Raw genomic sequence first — 20,807 nt, forward strand, 5'->3', positions numbered from 1 at the left:
AAGGCAGCATGTGGCACAGGCGGTGCAGCTCTTCCGCGAAGTTTAACGGGATTAACGATTGCAACCAAACCAGGAGCGTGATGTGAGATGAAACAACGACTTGTACTTATCGGCAACGGCATGGCCGGCGTGAATGCAATAGAACATTTGCTCAAGTTAGCGCCGCATACCTACGACATTACGGTATTCGGAGCGGAGCCGTACCCGAACTACAACCGGATTATGCTGTCCAGCGTATTGGCGGGGGAAGCGGCGGTAGAAGACATCTACCTCAACACGTATGAATGGTATTCCGACAACGGAATCCGGCTGTATACGGAGCATACGGTTACGCAGATCGACGCGGAGGCGAAAACCGTAACGACGGATCAAGGCGTGACGGTACCTTACGACAAGCTCATTCTCGCCACCGGCTCCAACCCGTTCATGCTGCCGCTTCCCGGCGCCGACAAGGAAGGCGTCATGGCGTACCGCACGATCCGGGATTGCGAGCAAATGATCGACGCGTCGCGCAGGTACAAGAAGGCAGTCGTGATCGGCGGCGGTCTGCTGGGCTTGGAGGCGGCACGGGGCTTTCTAAATCTCGGCATGCAGGTGGACGTTGTTCATTTGATGGACGCGATTATGGATCGGCAGTTGGACCGGACGGCGTCGGATCTGCTGAGAAAAGCGCTGGAGGCGCAAGGGATGAAGTTCCTGCTCGGCAAACAATCGGAGGAAATTATCGGAGATGCGCGCGTCACCGGCTTGAAGTTCAAAGATGGCACGTCCACGGACGCGGATCTGATCGTGATGGCGGTCGGCATACGCCCGAATGTCGAGCTGGCGATGAAGACGGGGGTCGAGACGGCTCCGGGCATCGTCGTGAACGACTACATGGAAACGAGCATGCCGGATATTTACGCCGTAGGCGAGTGCGCGACGCACCGGGGCATCACCTATGGACTGGTCGCGCCGCTTTATGAGCAGGGCGCTGTGCTCGCCAAAGTACTGGCTGGCGTGGATACGGCTCCGTATGAAGGCTCGCTGCTCTATACGAAGCTGAAAGTGTCCGGCGTCGACGTATTTTCGGGCGGTCAATTCGCCGATGCGCCGGATACGAAGGCGATCCGCATTCATGACGACTTCTCGGGGATATACAAAAAAGTCGTCATTCGCGACAACAAAATGATCGGCGCCGTCCTGTTCGGCGATACGAGCGAAGGCTCGAGGCTGATGCAGATGATTCGCGCCGGTACGGATATTAGCGGCATGGAGAAAACGGCGATATTGCGCGAGTCGGGTGCGGAAGGAGCCGCCGAGGGCGCCGGAGCGGCGGGCATGAGCGACGATGCGATCGTTTGCGGCTGCAACGGCGTAAGCAAGGGGGCGATCTGCTCCGCAATCAAAGAACAAGGCTTAACGACCGTGGAGGAGGTCAAGAACTGCACCAACGCTTCCAGATCATGCGGCGGGTGCAAGCCGCTGGTCAAGGACTTGCTGGCGCTGACGCTGGGCGAAGGCTTCCGGCAGGACGCGGCAAAAGAAACGATATGCGGATGCACCGACTTATCCCGCGATGAAGTGGTGGCTGGGATCCAGAACAAAGGGCTGTCTCATATCCGTGAAGTGATGAATGTGCTCGGCTGGAAAAACGATGAAGGCTGTACGAAGTGCCGCCCTGCGCTCAACTATTACCTGGGAATGATCTATCCGGCTTCCTATAAAGATGAAAGCAAGTCGAGACTGGTGAACGAGCGCATGCATGCCAATATTCAGAAGGACGGGACATACTCGGTCGTCCCCCGCATGTACGGCGGTGTGACGACGCCTGCCGACTTGAAGAAAATCGCCGATGTCGCGGTGAAATACAACGTTCCGACGGTGAAGCTGACCGGGGGCCAGCGGATCGACCTGCTCGGCGTGAAGAAAGAAGATTTGACCGCTATGTGGCAAGATCTCGATATGCCCTCGGGCTATGCTTACGGCAAAGCGATCCGAACGGTCAAAACATGCGTCGGGGAAGATTACTGCCGGTTCGGCACGGGCGATGCGATGGGGCTCGGCATCAAGCTCGAGAAGCGGTTCGAGCGGCTGAACACCCCGGCCAAGGTGAAAATGGCTGTCTCCGGCTGCCCGCGCAACTGCGCCGAGTCGGGCATTAAAGACTTGGGCGTTGTGTCCGTAGACGGCGGCTGGGAGCTGTATGCCGGCGGCAACGGCGGAGTCAAGGTTCGCGTCGGCGATCTGCTGGCTACGGTGAAAACCGAAGACGATGTGATTGAGTACGCGGAAGCGTATCTCCAATATTACCGCGAAACGGGGAATTATGGGGAACGCACCTCGGAATGGATCGTCCGCGTCGGTCTGGAGCATGTTCGCAGCGTGCTCGCGGACGAAACGCAGCGAATCGCGCTCAGAGAACGGATCGACGTCGCTTTGTCCGTTACGCAGGATCCTTGGAAGGAAGCGGTGCGCAGCGAAACGATCCGGAAGCAGCTGTATGAGGTCGTCGAGTTGAATTAACGAGCCGGGTTTATGGGGGAAACAGCTTGACGAAACACGGGCGGTGCGTCGACGGTAGAAGTGTCGCGGCGTCGGCCGCCGCCTTGTAAGCTGCCGAATGCTTGTAATAGCCGAGAGGAGCGATGATTGACAATGGACAGGAATGCGAAGCGAGTTACCGAATTGAAGTGGGTCGAAGTGGCCGTATATGATGAGCTTCCGGTGCAAACCGGGAAAACCGTCCGCTATCGCGGGCATGAAATCGCCTTGTTCCGTTTTACGAGCGGCAAGGTGCATGCAGTACAAAACCGCTGTCCTCACAAAAACGGCGTACTGGCCGAAGGGCTCGTCTGCGATGAGCATGTGTACTGCCCGATGCACGAGCGCAAAATTCATATTCCTTCCGGCGCTGTCCAGAAGCCGGATACGGGCTGCGTACCGACATACGAAATCAAAATCGAGAACGGCCTTGTGTACGTCGCTTTGCCTGAAGCGCGCGAGGTCGCCGTTTAATCGGATGCAAGCATAAGCGGAACTGCGGTACGGCGATCCCGTTCCGCAAATGACAGAGCCGAGCGATTCGGCATATAGAGAGGGGGCGGCACAGATGAGCATACAACCGGCTGCGCCGATGATGGAGCATAACACTTCGCACTGCTGCTTCTGCAGCATGCAGTGCGGCCTGGTGCTGGCGCCCGCCGGCGGCGGGCCGGAACTAACAATCCGGCCGAGCCCGAGTTTTCCGGTCGCAACGAACCGCCTGTGCCAAAAAGGCTTGAACGCATTGGACCACGTCGTTCATGAAGAACGGATCATGACGCCGCTTCGCAGACAGGAAACGGCGGTCACCGCGGATGGCGATCATGCGTCATCCGCGTGGCAGCGGACGGGTTGGGATGAGGCGCTGCCGGCGATCGCCGGACGCCTACGTGATATTCAGCGCCGTTACGGGAATGACGCCGTCAGCGTCTACGGAGGCGGATCGCTGACGAACGAAGTGTGCTACTTGCTCGGTAAATTCGCTCGCGTCGCGCTCAAAACCCGCTACATCGATTATAACGGGCGGTACTGTATGTCCTCTGCCGCAGCGGCGGCCAACCAATCGTTCGGGCTGGACCGCGGCATGACGATGCCGCTGTCCGAGATCAGGAACGCCAAATATATATTGCTCGCGGGGACGAACATTGCCGAGTGCCAGCCGACGATGATGCCGTATTTGCTCGAAGCGAAGAAGAACGGGGCTATCCTTGTCACCATCGATCCGCGCAATACGCTGACCTCCAAATCCGCGGATATTCATGTCCGGCTGCAGCCGGGATTCGACTCCGTCTTCGTGAACGGCCTGCTTCATGTGATTATCCATGAACAGTTGTACGATCATACGTTCGTGAACGAGCGTACAAGCGGATTCGCCGAGCTGGCCGCAGCTGTCGAGTCGTTCACGCCGGCCAAAGTTGAGGAATGGACCGGCATCCTCGAAAGCGTGACGCGTACCGTCGCTCGGGGCTTTGCCAAGGCGGAAACCGGGATCGTGCTTACGGCGCGAGGGCTTGAGCAGCAGTCTAACGGGGTTGAGAACACGAAAAATTACATCAATTTGGCGCTGCTCACGGGGAAAATCGGCCGGCCGGGCTGCGGGTACGGCGCCGTCACCGGCCAAGCGAACGGGCAGGGCGGACGCGAGCACGGCCAGAAGGCGGATCAGCTTCCCGGCTATCGGTCGATCGAGGACCCTGCGGCGCGGGAGCATATCGGGCACGTGTGGGGCATCGATCCGGCCGAGCTTCCGGGCAAAGGGGTTTCGGCCTATGAAATGCTGCAAAAGATAGATGAAGGCGAAATTAAGGCGATGATCGTCGTTGGATCGAACCCTGTCGTATCCAGCCCGAACAGCCGGATGGTCGACCGGGCGCTGGGCAAGCTGGAGCTGCTTGTCGTGGTGGATCTGTTCGAGACGGAAACTGCCCGCTATGCGCACTGGCTGCTGCCGGGGGCGTCCTTCCTGGAAGCGGAAGGGACGCTGACCAATCTCGAGGGACGCGTGTTCCACCGTCCTCGGGCGCTGGAGCCGCCCGGCGAATGCAAGCCGGATTACCGGCTGATTTGCGAGCTGGCCGAGCAGCTCGGACGAGGCGCTTACTTTCAATACGCGACCGCCGAGCTTATTTTCGAGGAAATGAGATGCGCCACGGCCGGCGGCAAAGCGGATTACAGCGGCATCACGTACCGGCGTCTGAAGGAAGAACAGGGAGTGTTTTGGCCGTGCCCGGATGAGAGACATCCGGGATCGCCGATGCTGTTTGCTGATCGGTTCGCGCATCCGGACGGCCGAGCCCGATTGTTCGGCATCCGGCCGAGCATGCCGGCCGAACCGATCGATGACGAATATCCGTATATATTGACAACAGGGAGAGTGGGCAGTCATTATTTAAGCGGGGCGCAGACCCGGCGTACGACGGCGCTGTTGAAGAAAGCCCCCGTTCCGGTGGCGGAACTGCATCCTTGGCTGGCGAAGCGGATCGGCCTTGGCGTCGGCGATCACATCCGCATCACGAGCCGACGCGCGTCGCTGGTGTTCGCGGTCAAAGTGACCGAGGGCATTCAGCCGCGTACGGTGTTCGTCCCGTTTCACTGGGGCGGGGAGCTGAGCGTCAACCGGTTGACAATCGACGCGCTCGATCCAGTGAGCCGGATGCCGGAGTTCAAGCTGTGCGCCGTCCGGATCGAAGCGGTGAAGCCGGAGACGAATGGCATGCAAGTAACATAGACTTCGAAGCGGCTATCGGCCCTATGCCTCGCGCATAGGGTTATTTTTGTAAGTGATTCGCGTGTGCAGCATAGACCCGTTCGATCTGTTTCGTTATGTGCCGGATGGGACGGTGCTGCGGTTCGGGAAGACAACGATCGGATGCTTGGGAGGAATCGAAACGGCAAATCCGGAGGAGAAGCAGTCTATCGACCAGCGGCAATACGAGCGGCTGCTCGCGGCTTCGCCGGGTGAAATTGACATTCTGATCACGCATGACGCGCCTTATGGCGTCGGGACGAATTACTATGGTGAGACGCAGGGCTCGCGTCGAATAACGGCGCTTATAGAGCGTCTTCAACCGAAGTATCTGATAGCGGGTCACTACCATCATGCGATCGGACCGCACCAATACGGGGACACGACATATTTCGGACTCAACGTCATCATGAATCTTCGCAAGGAACAGGGCGGCCCGACGGAGCCGGGGTGGATGGCCGTACTCGACACCGATCGCGACGAGCTGACTCCTGTGGCCGATGAGTGGCCTGTCGAATGCGGTGAGCCCTTTCCATTCCAAGCGTACTGTGCTAATCTAAGAGCGAATCGCCGCCCCTAGACTGCCGGGTTGCCAGGTGCATCCGGCAGTTTTTGGCGTGCATGGCGTAATTTATTTGCCGGCGCTGAGGGCGACGAAGTCGCGTATCATTTGCTCTGTCACACGTACTCGGGTGGGAGAGATGCCGTTTTGAGCATGCTTGTTGATGCGCAGCGTCCATTCGTTGATCGCATCTACGCTGAACGGCTGTCCTGCGGCACATCGGGCGACGGCCTCGTCGATCGCGCGCTCTCGTCCTGCCTCCAGCTCGAGAAATTGCTCCAGGTGCGCATGCTGTTTGCGCGTGTGCGCCGTAATGGCTTCATGTACATTCATTTCCTTGCAGCTCCTTTAACGTATGGCGATGGGTTCAAATATTGAAATCATACTACAAAAGGAAGAATCGTGACAATCATTAAGCACAGAAAACGAAGCGCAAGCCGGATTTTGGATGCACGGACGGTCGTCAATGTTCCGGACTATTCCAGGCGCGCAGCCATTCATGAGGGGGAAAACCGATGACGAAAGCGCAAGAACGGTTTGAAATTTACGACGAACAGATGAATCCCATCGGCACCGCTACCCGTACCGAGACGCATGCCCGCGGGTACTGGCATCGTACGTTCCAATGCTGGATCTGGGACCGGTCGGGAGATAAGCCGGCGTTGCTGTTTCAGGAGCGTCACATGGAAAAGGATACATTTCCCGGGCTGCTCGACATTTCAAGCGCCGGTCATTTGACGGCAGGGGAGGGGATTGAGGATGGCGTTCGGGAATTAGAGGAGGAGCTGGGGCTTCAAGCTTCCCTCGATCAGCTGGTTCCGTGCGGCATATACAAGTACGAGAAATTTTTGAGCAGCGGGCTCATCGACCGAGAGTTTTGTCATGTGTTTGTGCTCGAGGGGCGCCTCGCGCTGGACGAATACAAGCTGCAGCCGGACGAAGTGACCGGCCTATACTGGATGCCGCTCGAAGACGTACGCCGATTGGCGGAAGGGCAGCCGCTGACATGGCAGTTGAGCGGCGTTTCGCTCCAGGCCGACGGAACGCTGCGTCCTTCCGAGAAGACGGTGAGCGCGGCCGATTTCGTACCGCATCAGCGCGATTACTTCGAGATGATTTTACAGGCGATTGAGGAGTGCCGGGGTCAAACGGAATGAATCGCCCGGAAACCGGGAAATGAAATCCGGGCCGGGAAATGAGGGAGGAAGCGGGAAATGAGAAGAATTAGCTCCATCATTTCCCGGGCAAGCGCAGGAGTCGACTTCGTTTGCGTAAATTATTAGAGTTTTTCGACAATTCCGACAAAAAGCCTGAGCAGCGGAAAAAATGTGACGATGCCGTCGAATTCGGCAGCTTGCCATGTCTAAATGCAGGGATGGACAATCCCGCTATAGAATCGGCGATCATGTGCTCAGTCCGATGGCAGCAGCCTTATGGATCGAATCATGGCGGCTCGGCGTACCCCGTGCAAAGGCGCTGCAAACAGCTTCGTGCATGATTAATGGCATGAATCATTCATCTCGTTTATGAATTGCGGATGTCGACGCCAATCGTCATGAACGTTCGGACGGCTTCACTCGGCTGCACATAGACAAGCTCTTCTTTGCGATTCAGCTCGTCCGTGCGGGCCATCCATGGCTCTACGCACAGAAACGGCTTGCCTTTCACTCCCCATAATACGACATACCGGAATAGCTCGTCGTACGTCAGGCGAACGGTATACTCCGGATTTGGCGAAAAAGCGATATCGCCGCGGACCGCATCCAGGAAGACGACCGATTCCACCTTGTCGCTCAAGGGAAGGGTTTCACCTCGATACGGCTTGATGTTCCCGTCATTGTAATCGTAATAAGTCGAAGCGTCGGTTGCATAGGCTACATCGACGCGATCCGCCAAGAAATACGGATGAAAGCCGGGATACATCGGCATGGCTTCGGCTTCCGAACGGTTCCAATACTGCTGTTCGATCGTGAGCCGGCCTTCTTTCAGCCGATAAGTGAATCGAAGCTCGAAGGGGAACGGAAACGATGCGAGCATGCTTTCGTCGCTGGACAAGCTTAACGTAATGGCAGCGCCGTCGGAAGTATCCGTTTCAGCCACCGTCCACGAAGCGGTCCGTGCGAGCCCGTGATTTTTCATCGTATACGATGTTCCTTGCCATTCGTACGCGCCGCCGGCCAGCTGTCCGGAGATCGGGAACAGGACCGGGATGCCTCCGCGAATATTCGCATTCGAGTCATACAATGTTTCCTCGTCAAGATACAGCAGCTCCTTGCCGTTGCTGCCGAAGCTGATGACGATGCCGCCTCGCTCGGGACAAAGCCGGAACCATGAATTCGTGCTGTGTTCGGCCGCTTCATAAATGTCATACCGGCCCGAATGCACCTGGATCGAATAATTGGACATGGCGATTCTCCTTTCATTTCCGCTCGTCATCATATCATAATCGGCTTCGCTTTGCTGCTTGTTAGTGCAGTCTGACGAATCGATTGATCTTAAAATCGTTATATTTTTCATTCATATGTTTCGATATTCAAGCTGGCGCAATTTCATTAGAATAAGAAGGATGAGGAGTTTTTATAAAACGCTTACATAAAATGAGGTGTGGAGTATGTTGAAAAAGTTTCAGTACATTCCCCCGAGCAACGGGTATCCCGAATGGAACAACAATCCCGAGATTTACGAGCTGAACCGCATGCCTGCGCACGCGACGTTCATGCCGTTCGACACGGTAGAAGAGGCGCTGAAGGGAGATCGCCCGGCTTCGCGATATCATTTGTCGCTGAATGGGCGCTGGAAATTCAGCTTCGCGGAAACGCCGCAGCAGCGTGTCGAACGGTTCTATGAAATGGATTACGATGCGAACGGCTGGGCCGAGATCGACGTGCCTTCTCATTGGCAGCTGCAAGGGTATGACTACCCGCAATATACAAATGTCCGTTACCCTTGGGAGGGGAAAGAGGATATTAAACCGCCGTTTGCGCCGGTAAAATACAACCCGGTAGGATCGTATGTACGCAGCTTCCAGGTTCCGTCCGAGTGGGCCGGTAGACCGGTGCATATTTCGTTCCAAGGCGTGGAATCAGCGTTCTACGTATGGCTGAACGGCGATTTGGTCGGATACAGCGAAGATACGTTTACCCCGGCGGAATTCGACTTGACGCCGTATTTGCGGGAAGGCGACAACAAGCTGGCCGTGGAAGTATACCGCTGGTGCGACGCAAGCTGGCTGGAGGATCAAGATTTTTGGCGGTTAAGCGGCATTTTTCGCGACGTGTATTTATTCGCGCCTCCGCCAGTCCATATCTACGACTTCGCCGCCGATCCGCGTCTCGACGATTCGCTGTCGCAAGGGGAACTGGCGGTACGGACGCAAATCGCCGATTACTACGGGAGCGGAGAGGATCAGGTTACCGTCGAGGCGATGCTGTACGACCGCGGGCCGGGAGGGTGGCAGCCCGTCTGGGAAGAGCCTTTGAGTGCGGCGGGCGTACCGGCGAAGCAAGGGTTTATGGAGCTTCACGCGGCAGGTACCGTGGGGCAGCCCCGTCTCTGGAGTGCGGAACACCCGAACCTGTATACGCTCGTTTTATGCTTGAAGGACAGCAGCGGCCGTCTGATAGAAGCCGTCAGCTGCCGGATCGGCTTCCGCCGGTTTGAGCTCAAGGACGGTTTGATGCAAATCAACGGCAAGCGCATTGTATTAAAGGGCGTTAACCGTCACGAATTTTCATGCGATACCGGAAGGGCAATCGCTTATGAGGATATGCTGCGCGACATCAAACTGATGAAATCGCACAATATCAATAGCGTCCGCACGTCCCATTATCCGAATCACCCGCTATGGTACGAGTTGTGCGACGAGTACGGACTGTACGTGATCGACGAGACGAATCTCGAAACGCACGGCTCATGGAAATACGGACAGAAGGACGAAGGCGACACGGTGCCGGGGAGCAAGCCGGAATGGACCGGAGCGGTGCTCGACCGGTGCAATTCGATGCTGCAACGGGATAAAAATCATCCGTCTGTCATCATCTGGTCGCTTGGGAATGAATCGTTCGGCGGCAATAACTTCATCAAGATGCACGATTTCTTGAAGAAGTCCGATCCGACAAGGCTCGTGCATTACGAAGGCGTATTCCATTACCGCGCCTCCGAGGCCGCTTCCGACATCGAAAGCCAAATGTATACGAAGCCGGATCAAGTGAGAGAATACGCGCTCCGCAACCCGAAGAAGCCGTTTATTTTATGCGAATACAGCCATGCGATGGGCAGCTCCTGCGGCAATCTGCATCAGTATTGGGAGCTGTTCGACCGGTATCCGGTGCTTCAAGGCGGGTTCATCTGGGACTGGATCGACCAGGCAATACAGATCCGGACGCCAGAGGGAGTACCGTATCTGGCCTATGGCGGTGATTTCGGGGACACGCCGAACGACGGCAATTTTAGCGGAAACGGACTTCTATTTGCCGACGGTTCCGTTACGCCGAAAATTTATGAGGTGAAATATTGCTATCAAAATGTCCGCTTCCGCGCGGTTGACTTGCTAGGCGGCGAGATCGAAATCGCGAATCAGCTTTTATTCACCAACTTGAATGAGTACGAGCTTGTATGGCAAGTGCTGGGCAACGGAATCGTCGCAAGCGAAGGCCGCATCCAGACGGATATCGAACCTCTCGGCCGAGCGGTTGTGCGGCTGCCGTACGAGCTGCCGGAGCATGTGCAATACGGGGACGAATACATGCTCAATGTCGGCTTTGTATTAAAAGCGGCAACCGCATGGGCCGCGCAAGGGCATGAGGTCGCTTACGCGCAGTTTCTGCTGCCGGTCGCTTCCTTGGAACAAGCCGGTATACGGACCAGCTTGCCGGCTGTTACAGCCGCATTGCGCGCAGAGCAGCAGGGCGATAGGTTGAAGGTGCGGGGTGAAGGCTTTGACGTGACGTTCGACCGGCGTACCGGCTCGCTCGTCTCGTACCGGATCGGCGGGGCGGAGCTGTTCCAGGAAGCGCCGGCGCCGAACTTCTGGCGAGCCGTCACGGACAACGACAGAGGCAACAAGCTGCCGGAGCGCTGCGCCGTGTGGCGAAACGCCGGAGCGAATCGGCGGCTGATCCGGTTCCAGATGGAGGAGCAGCCGGGGCACATCGTGGTTCGCACGCTGTTCGAGCTGCCGGCTGCCGCTTCGCTGTGCACCGTGACCTACAACGTAAGCGCGGACGGCGAGATCACCGTGCGGCAGCATTTGCAGCCGGGCGCGGGACTGCCCGAAATTCCGGAGATTGGCACCTTGTTCATCCTTGGCAGCTCTATGGCCAACTTGTCGTGGTACGGGAACGGTCCGCATGAAACGTATTGGGATCGGCAAGCGAGCGGGCGGATCGGCCGCTACGACGGCCGGGTCGCCGACCAATACGTGCCCTACTTGCGCCCGCAGGAATGCGGCAACAAGACCGAGGTGCGTTACGCGGAGCTCCGCGATGGGCAGGGCTTAGGCTTGCGTATCACAGGCGAGCCCGTATTCGAGCTGAACGTCCTGCCGTACACGCCGTCGGAGCTGGAGGCGAGCGATCACGGCTATAAGCTGCCAGACAGCGGCCGGACAGTGCTGCGCGTGAACGCCAAGCAGATGGGCATCGGCGGCGACGACAGCTGGGGTGCCCGAACCCATTCGGAATATACGCTGCATGCCAATCGAACGTACAGCTATTCGTTCCGTGTGAAAGGATTTCACGAGACGAAATCGCTCCAGCCCTAGCGCGCCCCTAGCGACTCCAAGACGGTGATGCAAAGCCGGCTTGGAGTTTTTTTGCATGATTCCGTTCAAGCCTACGGCCCGGTGAGATCCATGCATATTATTCAGTCTCTTGAAGATACTGGAAGTATCAAACCGCCAAGAGGTGTACATCATGTATGATCGCTACTCGCTAACCGCCGATTTGTCAGAGCTCGCCGATATGTTCCGCATTGCCGGTGTCCCGGCATCTTATAGGCCGCCTGCCCATTGTACGCCTATGCAGCAAATACCGGTCATTCGCCGCACCGAAGGTGAACGCCGCTTACAAGAGTTTCGCTGGGGCCTTATGCCGTTCTGGGCCAAGGATGCCGTCAACGCGGACAGCGGACTCGTGATGGAGAAGCGGGCGTACCGGCGCATCGTTGCCAAGCAGCGGTGCATTATCCCCTGCTCAAGCTTTTATATCCGGAAGGGCAAAGGAAAAGACGCGCGGCAATTGCGGATCGCGCTTCGGGATCAAACGCTGTTCGGCATCGCAGGCTTGTATGAGCTGTGGCGGGACGCAAGAGGAAAAGAAGAGGGAAAGTGCACCTTATTGACGACGCGCGCGAACCGTTTGATTTATGATTATAATGATGTGATGCCGGCGATATTGCGCGAGGACGAGATGGAGCAGTGGTTGGATCCGGAGCATCAGGACACGGATTATTTGCAAACGCTGCTGAGGCCGTTTCACCCGGATCGGATGCGCGCCTTTCCCGTTCAGATCAAAAAGAACGGCCTGCGGAACGAACCGGAAGACGAGCTCGAACCTCTCCCGGCCAAGTATGCGATGCTGAAATAGACGCTAAGTCGCACCGTTTCTCAATTTAACTCCTATTCCGCATGTTATGGAAACCCGTTCGCCGATAACGACGATACGGGTTTTTGCGCGTTTCAGGGATGGCGGGCGGCAAGGGAAAGTATGGATAATAATCGTTGTATCCCTTGCTGTTCCTTCGTTTCGTAAAGTACAGTTAGAGTTGGACAATTTTGGGAGGAGGGAACGAATGCTGCCTATGGAAGAAGCGGGCATCGCTGCGCTTCGAGAAGCGATGACTGCAGGGGAACTGACATCCGCCGAACTGGTGCGGGCATGCATGAAGCGAATCGCCGCGCATGACCGGCAGGGGCCGAAGCTGAACGCCGTGCTGGAGCTCAATCCGGACGCGTTGGCGATCGCCGAAGCGCTGGATAACGAAAGACAGCGGCAGGGGGCCAGAGGCCCGCTGCACGGTATCCCGGTGCTGCTCAAGGACAATATCGATACCGGCGATCACATGCATACAAGCGCCGGGTCCATTGCCTTGGCGGAACACTATGCCGCTCAGGACGCCTTTGTCGCCGCACGGTTAAGGGAAGCGGGCGCTGTCCTGCTCGGCAAGGCGAACATGACCGAGTGGGCCAATTTCATGACGCAGGGCATGCCGGGAGGATACAGCTCCCGTGGCGGTCAAGTGCTGAATCCGTACGGCGCGGATTTTTCCACCGGAGGCTCCAGCGCCGGATCGGGCGTTGCAGTGGCCGCCGGCTATGTGCCTGTAACGGTAGGGACGGAGACGTCCGGGTCGATACTGAGCCCGGCCGTACATAACGCTGTCGTCGGGATCAAACCGACGGTAGGGCTGATCAGCCGCTCCGGTATCATTCCGCTCGCGCACAGCCAGGACACGGCGGGACCGCTGGCGCGAACCGTCGCCGACGCAGCTTGCTTGCTCGGCGCGATGACTGGCTGGGACGCTGCAGACCCGGTCACCGGCACGTCCCGGGGACGCGTACCGGCAGATTACACCGCATATCTGGATCGCGACGGGTTAAGAGGGGCGCGGATCGGCATTCCCCGCAACGTGTATCACGACGGTCTGAGCGACGAAGAAAAACAGCTCTTCGAGCAAACGATCGCCCGCTTGAAAGAAGCGGGGGCAATCGTGATTGATCCAGCGGACATCCCTTCGGCCGAAGCGCTGAAGCGGCATCGTTCCAGCGTGCTCCTGCATGAATTCAAGGCGGACGTCAACGCCTATTTGCATAAGCTGGCTCCGCATTTGCCCGTGCACTCTTTGGAGCAGTTAATTGTTTATAATGCGCAGCATTTTGAGCAGGCGCTGCGATACGGGCAAGTGACGTTGATGGCATCGGAGCAAACGTCAGGCGCGTTGACGGAGCCAGGCTATTTGGAAGACCGTCTCACCGATTTGCGTCTCTCGCGTACGGAAGGTATCGATGCCGTGCTGGCGGCGCACCGGCTCGATGCACTGCTGTTCCCGTCCACGACGGGCGCCGACATCGCGGCCAAGGCGGGGTATCCTTCCATCGCCGTACCCGGCGGCTGCGCAGCGAACGGCAAGCCGTTCGGGCTATGCTTTACCGGCACGGCTTACAGTGAACCGGCGCTCATCCGGATCGCCTATGCGTTTGAGCAGTCGTTCCCGCTGCGCAAGAAGCCGGCTCTGGATCGATAGACGGAACGAACCATCGGAAAGCAAGGCTGCATCGAGCAGACCTTGCTTTTTTGGTATGAACATGAACGGATCATGCATCCGCTCAGTGCCCCTCCATATTCCGGAGCATCGAGCGATATTCCGCGCATATAAATCTTCTAATCCGCAGCTATATTTTGTATGATGGAAAGGTAGGGCGAGAAGCGAAGATTCGAGGAGGTGGCCGGATGATTAAACGGATCGGGCATTTGGCGCTGACCGTGCAGGATATGGAACGTTCCCTGCAGTTTTATTGCGGCGTGCTTGGATGCAGCAAGGCGTTCGAGCTCCATAACGACAAAGATGAGCCGTGGATCGTATACATCAAGGTATGCGACGGGCAGTTCATTGAGCTGTTCTATGGAGGCGAGAACAAGCCGGAGGCGGTAACCAGACCTATCGGCTTCAACCATTTGTGCCTGGAAGTCGACGATATTCACGCGATCGCGGCGCATTTAAAGAACCACGGCGTTACGCTGGACGTTGAGCCCAAACGAGGCAAAGACGGCAATGATCAATGCTGGGTGAAAGATCCGGACGGCAACCGGATTGAATTCATGAAGCTGAATCCCGGTTCACCGCAACTGAACAGTTAATAGAGAGAAGGATTGCAGATGACAGCGAAGTTTTGTATGCAATGCGGACAGCCTATGGCGATCAAGGAGATTGACGGCACGGATCGGCTCGCATGTACGAGCTGCACGTTTGTCCATTGGGGCAATTACAGCATCGGCGTCGGGGCGCTCGTCGTCCGCGACGGCCAGGTGCTGCTTGTGCGCCGGGCGATCGAGCCTGGCAAGGGCAATTGGACCAATCCGGGCGGGTATATCGAGCAGCACGAGCCGATCGAGGAAACGATTGAACGCGAAGTGCTCGAGGAGAGCGGCGTGCGCGCGAAAGTAAAAGAAATCGTCGCTGTTCGCGATCAGCCGAGGGACATACATAATGTGTATATCGCCTTCAGCATGGAATACGTGGAGGGCGAGCCGGAGCCGGACGGATTCGAGTCCGACGGCGCGGGATTTTTCAGTCTGGAGGAAATGAAGCAGATGAAGGTGGCAACCTTCACGCAATGGCTCGTCGACATCGCCTTGAACGGGCGGGGCAGCGGGCTGCGAGCGGATAAGGAACCGATCGCTTCGTTCAACGGATTCGGTTTTTCCAATGCCGTAAACAAGTAAGGGAGGCGTATGGATGCTGCAGCGTCAGATGGGCAAGCTGGGCTATATGAGCTCTGTCGTCATGTTCGGGGCCGCCAAGCTTGGAAACGTAACGCAAGAGGAAGCCGACGAATCGATTCGCTACGCGCTGGAGCACGGGATCAATCATTTCGACACGGCCGCCAGCTATGGCGATGCGGAGCTGCGCATGGGACCATGGATGAGCCGGTACCGCGATCGCGTGTTTTTGGCAACGAAGACCGGAGAACGGACCAAGGCCAAAGCGAAGGAGCAAATATACCGCTCGCTCGAACGGCTGCAGGTCGATACGCTCGATTTGCTGCAGCTTCATGCCGTCGGCGACTTGTCTGAGCTGGACAAGGCGCTGGGCAAGGGCGGAGCGATTGAGGCCGCCATCGAAGCCAAGGAAGAAGGCGTCGTGAAGGCGATCGGCATTACCGGCCACGGGCATCTTGCGCCGCGTACGCATCTGGAGGCGCTGCGCCGGTATCCGTTCGAGACGGTGCTGACGCCGCTGAACTACCGGCTGTACGCCATGCCCGAATACCGCGAAGCGTTCGACGCGCTGCTGGAGGAAACGAAGAAGCGGGACGTTCCGCTTCGGGTAATCAAGGCGATTGCCCGGAAGCCGTGGGAGGAAGGACAGGAGCGGCGCTATGCCACCTGGTACGAGCCGTTCGAAGAGCAGCAGGTCATCGACGCCTGCGTGAACTTCGTCTTGTCGTTCGAGGGCATTGCCGGATTCGCAAGCGCCGGGGACATCCGGTTGCTGCCGAAAATCGTGGACGCCGTCAGCCGGTTCGAGCCGGGGAAACGGGAGGTAGCGGAGCAGCTGCTCAGGCAGGTGGCGCCCTACGAGAGCCCGTTCGGCTCGCCGTCGTCCATTGCGTAACGCTGAAATGGTAAGATTTATCGCGAAATAATGTCGCAGCGTGAGCTGCATCAAAGGAGGGTCTTTGTGCCTAGGTTAGGCGCAGGGCCCTTTTTCTCGTAATGGGCTTTTGTAAGGTTATCGTAGTTGTACAACGAATGTGTTGTTGGATTTTTGGATCGAAAGGAGCAGGGGATTTCAGTGTTTGGGAAAGCGAACGGCCAACCCCATGCATGAACTTACAAATATAGGATAAAATATCAATCGATCGTTGACCGGACAACCGGAGACCTCCAAGAAGTATAGAGCTAGCGCTATACGAACGACAAGGTGGTCGCATAATGGAACAAAATAAGCATTCGGAGCTCGCGGCGGTAAGCACCGTCCCGCTCATGATGACGCTCGGCAATTCGATGTTCATTCCCGTACTGCCGATGATGGGCAAAATACTCCATGTCAGTCCGTTTCAGAGCAGCTTGCTCATTACGGTTTATTCGGTTGTCGCGATTGTGTTGATCCCGATTGCCGGTTATTTATCGGACCGGTATGGGCGGAAAAAGATTATGATCCCCAGTCTGATCATTGCCGGGGTAGGGGGACTGGTCTCCGGGCTGGCCGCCGTGCTGCTTGGAGACCGGTCGTATGCGCTTATATTGGCTGGGCGCTTCCTGCAAGGCGTCGGGGCCGCGGGGGCTGCGCCGATCGTTCTCCCGCTCGTAGGGGATATGTTCAAGAAGGGAAGCGACGTCAGCAGCGGACTCGGCATCGTCGAAACGTCCAACACCTTCGGCAAGGTGCTGAGCCCGATCATCGGATCGCTGTTAACCATGATCGCATGGTATGCCGTCTTTTTGGCGATTCCGGTCTTCTGCGCGGTGTCCGTCTTGCTGCTTGCCTTTTTGCTGAAAGTGCCGCAGCAGCAAGGAAAGCGTGTGACCTTTCACGCATTTTACGAATCGGTAAGTCCCTTGTTCAAGCAAAAGGGCCGCTGGCTGTTCGCCATTTTCCTGATCGGCGCGATCGGGATGTTCGAGCTGTTCGGATTATTGTTCTACCTGTCGGAAATGCTGGAGGAGCGATACGGCTTTGATGGCATCGTCAAAGGGAGCCTGCTCGCCGTACCGCTGTCGGTGCTATGCCTGGCTTCCTACATTACCGGCAAAGCGATCGGGGAAAACAAGCCGCTTATGAAATGGCTTACGGTATCCGGTCTGCTCTTGCTATGCCTTGCGCTGGTCGGACTCTCCTGGTTTAACGCGCGCGCGTTATGGGGCTTTTTCGGGTTTGTCGCGGCGGGAGGGCTAGGAATCGGCGTAGCGCTTCCGTGTCTGGATGCGCTCATTACGGAGGGAATCGAGAAAGAGCAGCGGGGGACAGTCAGTTCGATTTACAGCAGCATGCGTTTTGTCGGCGTGGCCGCCGGCCCGCCGTTGGTCTCGCTTGCGCTGGACTGGACGGCCGGGGCTTTATTTTATTCGCTTGCAGCAATCAGCCTGCTAGGCGTCGCTACGGCGGTGGTTGCCATAAAGCCGAAAAACGGCCGGCAAACCGCGCGGCAGCGTCTTCCGTAAATGGATTCGACCGTAATCCCCGTCTCCCGTACTTTAACCGGAAGCGGGGAGTTTTACTTTCGAAGCCAAAGATAGATTCGTGAACTAAGATGAAGTTAAAAAAAGCCTGTTGACTTTGTCACTAGTGTCATCCTTTACAATAAAGCCGAACCAGAGCGGAGAGGGGATGTACACCGTGGAGAAACAAGATCCGAATTTGTTTATTAGCGAATCCTCTATGGCAGAGGAGGGGAAAGAGACCGGCGGCGCGGGCTCAGGAGCGAATGGCCGCTCACCAGTGACGGTTCTCGGAATGGGACCTATGGGACAGGCGCTGGCCGGCGCCTTCCTGAATAACGGTCATCCAACGACCGTATGGAATCGCACGCCGGGGAAAGCCGGCCGTCTTGTCGCGCTGGGCGCCGCAAGCGCGGCTACGGCGGCCGAGGCGGCAGCGGCCAGCCCGCTCGTTATCGTGTGCGTGCTCGACTATGACGCCGTGCACGCGATCCTGGAAGCGGCGGGCGGTGCCTTGAACGGGCGCGCCGTCGTATGCCTGACCGCTGATACGCCGGAGCGGGCGCGTGCGACGGCCGCATGGGCAGCGGCGCGCGGCGTGGGTTATCTCGACGGCGCAATCATGACCCCGGCGGCCACCATCGGTTCGCCTGCCGCCGTTGTGCTGTACAGCGGGCCGCAGGGCGTGTACGAGGCTCACCGTGAGACGCTGGCGAGTATTGGCGGAAGCGCCGCGTATCTCGATGCGGACCCCGGGAGAGCCGCGGCGTACGATGTCGCGCTGCTTGATTTGTTTTGGACGACGATGAGCGGATACGCGCATGCTGTCGCGCTGGCCGGCGCGGAAAACATCGCGGCTCGCGATTTCGCCGTCTATGCACAAGGGATTGCGGCGATCATGCCGGCCATCATGGCTGATCTCGCGCATCAAATCGACGAAGGCCGTTATCCCGGCAGCCAATCCAATCTTACGTCGACTGCGGCGGCGATAGATCACATCATCCACGCGTCGCAATCGCGCGGGCTCGATGTCACGGTATTGAACGCCGTCCAAGCGATGGTGCGGCGGGCCGTTGATGCGGGCCACGGCAACGACTCGTTCTCGCGCATCGCGGCTATGCTGAGGAAGAAGCCGTCCGCGTGAATGGAGAGAAGACGCGGAGCGGGGGCTGAAGCCCATCCGCTCCGTATCCGGCCGGCAGGTGAGCCGCATTTTTCCCCAATGCGCGCGATCGCAAGCGCGCGTTGAGGCACTGCTAGGCGGTCGGTCGAACCCCGTGCCCGGGGATTGCTCTCGCCTGCAATCTGCCGTGCGCTGCGAAAGCCGATGATCCTATCCCGGGAGATCAGGAAACAAGCCTCCATATTTCCGTGGAACGGAAGGATGGAGGCTTGTGTTCAATTAATGATCGCCGCACCGCGCGAGGCGGTTTTGTTTCATTTGACCGATCCGCTGCAACAGACGCTGCTGTACAAGAGCCAGCGCACTCATCTGTTTATTGATTCCTTGCAGCTTCTGTTCATACACTTCAAGCATTTCCCCGCAATAGGCATCCGCCGGATATTCTGGAGATGCATCGCTGCAATTCAATACTTGCTCTATGTCTTCCGTCGTCAAGCCTAAGCTCAAATAGAGTTGGATCGTGTTTACCCGTTCCACCGCGGATTCATCGAATTCCCGGTAATCATTTTCAAGACGCGTGGAGGTTAACAGCTTTTTTTTCTCGTAATGCCGTATGGAACGGGCGCTGACGCCGGTCGATTTCGCCAGTTGGCTGATTTTCAAGTGACGACCCCTCCTGTCATATCATCCAATGGGTATTATAAACGATGACGCTAGTGTCAAGGTCAAGGCAGGATTCACAGTGTACGCATATATTCGGTCTGACGGCGCCGCCGCTTATTCCTTCGGCTTATCGATGGCTTCCGCCATCGTCTTATCGGTCAAATGTGCATAAATTTGCGTCGTTTCCGGGGAGGCATGACCGAGCTGCTCCTGGGTTTTGTACAGATCGTTGCGCAAATAATAGTCGGTTGCGAAGGAGTGCCGCAGCTTATGAACCGATAAGTACGGCTTGCCGAACCGCTTCGCGTATTTGATGACCATCTCCTGAATCGCCCGCTTGGTCATTCGTTCGCCTTCCTTCTTGCCGTTGGCGACGGCGAGGAAGAGCGCTTTCTCGCGTTTCACCGGTTTATATTGCGGCTGCCGCAGCTCCAGGTACAAGCTTAATTCGTCGATCGCTTCCTGCCGGAAATAGACGGGCGTCTTGAACGTATCGTCGTTTTTCCCTTTTCGGTAAACGTAGACGAGTTTTTTCTTCAGGTCGATATCGTCGACGTTCAGATTGTATACCTCGGAGACGCGCAGCCCGGAGTGAAGGATGAGACTGACGATGCACGTGTCGCGCGTCTTATTCAGCTCGTACGAATAGAGCGCCTGCTTGTTGCGCGCAACGTCTTCGGCGTAGCCGTTCTTGACGTATCCGATAAATTCGATAATTTCCGATTCCTGCAGCAGCTTCCCTTCCAGCTTCGCTGCGGAATCCTTCGGCTTGTGCGTCCGTTTGATCTCCACCTTGGCCATGACGTTCCGCTTGAGCAGCGGATAAAAATCTTCGTCTTCAGCGATCTGGCTCAAGTAGTGGAACAGCGAGCGGAGGGACGACAGCTTGCGCGAAATCGTCGTGCGGACGTTGGCGTTTTCCTTGCGCGTCGCCAAAAACATTTTGAAATGATCGATGCTTTCCATGTGCAGCTTCTCCAGATCGGTGATCGGAATTTCGCGCACGGAGGCGGCGGACGTCAAGCCTTCAGCCAGCAGCCAGGAAAAGAACGTATCGTAATCGCGCACATATTCGAGCAAGGAGGAAGGGGAGAGGTCCGGCAATTTATAATTGATAAATTTCTCGACGTACCATGGCATCGAAGGGAGCCGCTTCTCCAGCTCAAGGCGGTCCTTGACTTTAATAAGGTTCATAAATACGGCACACCTCAATTCGAAAAAAAATAAAGTTTTACATAACCATTAATATGCAGTTCGACAGCATCGCCCGCGCTATTCTTTTCCAGCATATCACGTTTGCAAATGCCGATA

At 57.1% G+C, this 20,807-nt stretch carries 17 protein-coding genes; 13 read left to right on the forward strand and 4 right to left on the reverse strand.

The annotated features are described in order from the left end of the window. Nucleotides 1–87: 87 nt before the first annotated feature. From nirB to KXG62_RS11695, 4 genes are all read left to right on the forward strand, one after another. Nucleotides 88–2,505, forward strand: a complete 2,418-nt coding sequence (nirB, locus tag KXG62_RS11680) for a nitrite reductase large subunit NirB (RefSeq protein ID WP_218092140.1) — start codon at nucleotides 88–90, stop codon at nucleotides 2,503–2,505. Between the two features lie 132 nt (nucleotides 2,506–2,637). Beyond that, nucleotides 2,638–2,997, forward strand: a complete 360-nt coding sequence (nirD, locus tag KXG62_RS11685) for a nitrite reductase small subunit NirD (RefSeq protein WP_218092141.1) — start codon at nucleotides 2,638–2,640, stop codon at nucleotides 2,995–2,997. 94 nt (nucleotides 2,998–3,091) lie between these two features. Next, nucleotides 3,092–5,251 (forward strand): molybdopterin oxidoreductase family protein, encoded by a 2,160-nt coding sequence (locus KXG62_RS11690; RefSeq protein ID WP_246627400.1) that lies wholly within the window; start codon nucleotides 3,092–3,094, stop codon nucleotides 5,249–5,251. Nucleotides 5,252–5,303: 52 nt separating this feature from the next. After that, on the forward strand, nucleotides 5,304–5,849 hold the full coding sequence (locus tag KXG62_RS11695; RefSeq protein ID WP_218092143.1) for a metallophosphoesterase family protein: 546 nt from the start codon (nucleotides 5,304–5,306) through the stop codon (nucleotides 5,847–5,849). Nucleotides 5,850–5,900: 51 nt separating this feature from the next. Here KXG62_RS11695 and KXG62_RS11700 read toward each other — a convergent pair whose 3' ends face one another. Continuing rightward, nucleotides 5,901–6,164 (reverse strand): YpbS family protein, encoded by a 264-nt coding sequence (locus KXG62_RS11700; protein WP_218092144.1) that lies wholly within the window; start codon nucleotides 6,162–6,164, stop codon nucleotides 5,901–5,903. 182 nt (nucleotides 6,165–6,346) lie between these two features. Between KXG62_RS11700 and KXG62_RS11705 the strand changes: the two genes are divergently transcribed. Continuing rightward, nucleotides 6,347–6,988, forward strand: a complete 642-nt coding sequence (locus KXG62_RS11705; RefSeq protein WP_218092145.1) for an NUDIX hydrolase — start codon at nucleotides 6,347–6,349, stop codon at nucleotides 6,986–6,988. A 367-nt stretch (nucleotides 6,989–7,355) separates the two neighbouring features. On the opposite strand, the gene KXG62_RS11710 is transcribed toward KXG62_RS11705, so the two are convergent. Further along, entirely contained in the window at nucleotides 7,356–8,237 is an 882-nt protein-coding gene (locus tag KXG62_RS11710; RefSeq protein ID WP_218092146.1) for an aldose epimerase family protein, read from the reverse strand. A gap of 205 nt (nucleotides 8,238–8,442) precedes the next feature. Here KXG62_RS11710 and lacZ point away from each other — a divergent pair, with 205 nt between their 5' ends. The 8 genes from lacZ (at nucleotide 8,443) to KXG62_RS11750 (ending at nucleotide 18,854) form a co-directional block, all read left to right on the forward strand. Next, nucleotides 8,443–11,592, forward strand: a complete 3,150-nt coding sequence (gene lacZ, locus KXG62_RS11715; protein ID WP_218092147.1) for a beta-galactosidase, LacZ type — start codon at nucleotides 8,443–8,445, stop codon at nucleotides 11,590–11,592. A 151-nt stretch (nucleotides 11,593–11,743) separates the two neighbouring features. Continuing rightward, nucleotides 11,744–12,415, forward strand: a complete 672-nt coding sequence (locus tag KXG62_RS11720) for an SOS response-associated peptidase (RefSeq protein WP_218092148.1) — start codon at nucleotides 11,744–11,746, stop codon at nucleotides 12,413–12,415. 205 nt (nucleotides 12,416–12,620) lie between these two features. Continuing rightward, the gene (locus tag KXG62_RS11725) at nucleotides 12,621–14,072 is read left to right on the forward strand and encodes an amidase (protein WP_218092149.1); all 1,452 of its coding nucleotides are present in this window, start codon (nucleotides 12,621–12,623) and stop codon (nucleotides 14,070–14,072) included. Between the two features lie 206 nt (nucleotides 14,073–14,278). After that, nucleotides 14,279–14,686, forward strand: coding sequence for a VOC family protein (locus tag KXG62_RS11730; RefSeq protein ID WP_218092150.1), 408 nt, complete (start codon nucleotides 14,279–14,281; stop codon nucleotides 14,684–14,686). A gap of 18 nt (nucleotides 14,687–14,704) precedes the next feature. After that, nucleotides 14,705–15,271, forward strand: a complete 567-nt coding sequence (locus KXG62_RS11735) for an NUDIX hydrolase (RefSeq protein WP_218092151.1) — start codon at nucleotides 14,705–14,707, stop codon at nucleotides 15,269–15,271. Between the two features lie 13 nt (nucleotides 15,272–15,284). Then, entirely contained in the window at nucleotides 15,285–16,163 is an 879-nt protein-coding gene (locus KXG62_RS11740) for an aldo/keto reductase (RefSeq protein ID WP_218092152.1), read from the forward strand. Between the two features lie 320 nt (nucleotides 16,164–16,483). Beyond that, nucleotides 16,484–17,713, forward strand: a complete 1,230-nt coding sequence (locus KXG62_RS11745) for an MFS transporter (RefSeq protein WP_246627401.1) — start codon at nucleotides 16,484–16,486, stop codon at nucleotides 17,711–17,713. Nucleotides 17,714–17,888: 175 nt separating this feature from the next. Beyond that, entirely contained in the window at nucleotides 17,889–18,854 is a 966-nt protein-coding gene (locus KXG62_RS11750) for an NAD(P)-dependent oxidoreductase (RefSeq protein WP_281426757.1), read from the forward strand. Nucleotides 18,855–19,112: 258 nt separating this feature from the next. Here the strand turns inward: KXG62_RS11750 and KXG62_RS11755 are convergent, their stop codons facing one another. Both KXG62_RS11755 and xerS read right to left on the reverse strand, forming a co-directional pair. Then, nucleotides 19,113–19,496, reverse strand: coding sequence for a MerR family transcriptional regulator (locus KXG62_RS11755; RefSeq protein WP_218092153.1), 384 nt, complete (start codon nucleotides 19,494–19,496; stop codon nucleotides 19,113–19,115). A gap of 114 nt (nucleotides 19,497–19,610) precedes the next feature. Further along, entirely contained in the window at nucleotides 19,611–20,690 is a 1,080-nt protein-coding gene (gene xerS / locus KXG62_RS11760) for a tyrosine recombinase XerS (protein ID WP_218092154.1), read from the reverse strand. Between the last annotated feature and the right edge of the window lie 117 nt (nucleotides 20,691–20,807).

Source organism: Paenibacillus solanacearum (assembly GCF_910593845.1).
Classification (GTDB): Bacteria; Bacillota; Bacilli; order Paenibacillales; family NBRC-103111; genus Paenibacillus_G; species Paenibacillus_G solanacearum.

What these genes read in the sequence shown, in the direction of transcription:
- nirB (WP_218092140.1), top strand. Translation starts at nt 88, where the DNA reads ATGAAACAACGACTTGTACTTATCGGCAACGGCATGGCCGGCGTGAAT.
- nirD (WP_218092141.1), top strand. Translation starts at nt 2,638, where the DNA reads ATGGACAGGAATGCGAAGCGAGTTACCGAATTGAAGTGGGTCGAAGTG.
- KXG62_RS11690 (WP_246627400.1), top strand. Translation starts at nt 3,092, where the DNA reads ATGAGCATACAACCGGCTGCGCCGATGATGGAGCATAACACTTCGCAC.
- KXG62_RS11700 (WP_218092144.1), bottom strand. Translation starts at nt 6,164, where the DNA reads ATGAATGTACATGAAGCCATTACGGCGCACACGCGCAAACAGCATGCG.
- KXG62_RS11705 (WP_218092145.1), top strand. Translation starts at nt 6,347, where the DNA reads ATGACGAAAGCGCAAGAACGGTTTGAAATTTACGACGAACAGATGAAT.
- KXG62_RS11710 (WP_218092146.1), bottom strand. Translation starts at nt 8,237, where the DNA reads ATGTCCAATTATTCGATCCAGGTGCATTCGGGCCGGTATGACATTTAT.
- lacZ (WP_218092147.1), top strand. Translation starts at nt 8,443, where the DNA reads ATGTTGAAAAAGTTTCAGTACATTCCCCCGAGCAACGGGTATCCCGAA.
- KXG62_RS11720 (WP_218092148.1), top strand. Translation starts at nt 11,744, where the DNA reads ATGTATGATCGCTACTCGCTAACCGCCGATTTGTCAGAGCTCGCCGAT.
- KXG62_RS11725 (WP_218092149.1), top strand. Translation starts at nt 12,621, where the DNA reads ATGCTGCCTATGGAAGAAGCGGGCATCGCTGCGCTTCGAGAAGCGATG.
- KXG62_RS11730 (WP_218092150.1), top strand. Translation starts at nt 14,279, where the DNA reads ATGATTAAACGGATCGGGCATTTGGCGCTGACCGTGCAGGATATGGAA.
- KXG62_RS11735 (WP_218092151.1), top strand. Translation starts at nt 14,705, where the DNA reads ATGACAGCGAAGTTTTGTATGCAATGCGGACAGCCTATGGCGATCAAG.
- KXG62_RS11740 (WP_218092152.1), top strand. Translation starts at nt 15,285, where the DNA reads ATGCTGCAGCGTCAGATGGGCAAGCTGGGCTATATGAGCTCTGTCGTC.
- KXG62_RS11745 (WP_246627401.1), top strand. Translation starts at nt 16,484, where the DNA reads ATGGAACAAAATAAGCATTCGGAGCTCGCGGCGGTAAGCACCGTCCCG.
- xerS (WP_218092154.1), bottom strand. Translation starts at nt 20,690, where the DNA reads ATGAACCTTATTAAAGTCAAGGACCGCCTTGAGCTGGAGAAGCGGCTC.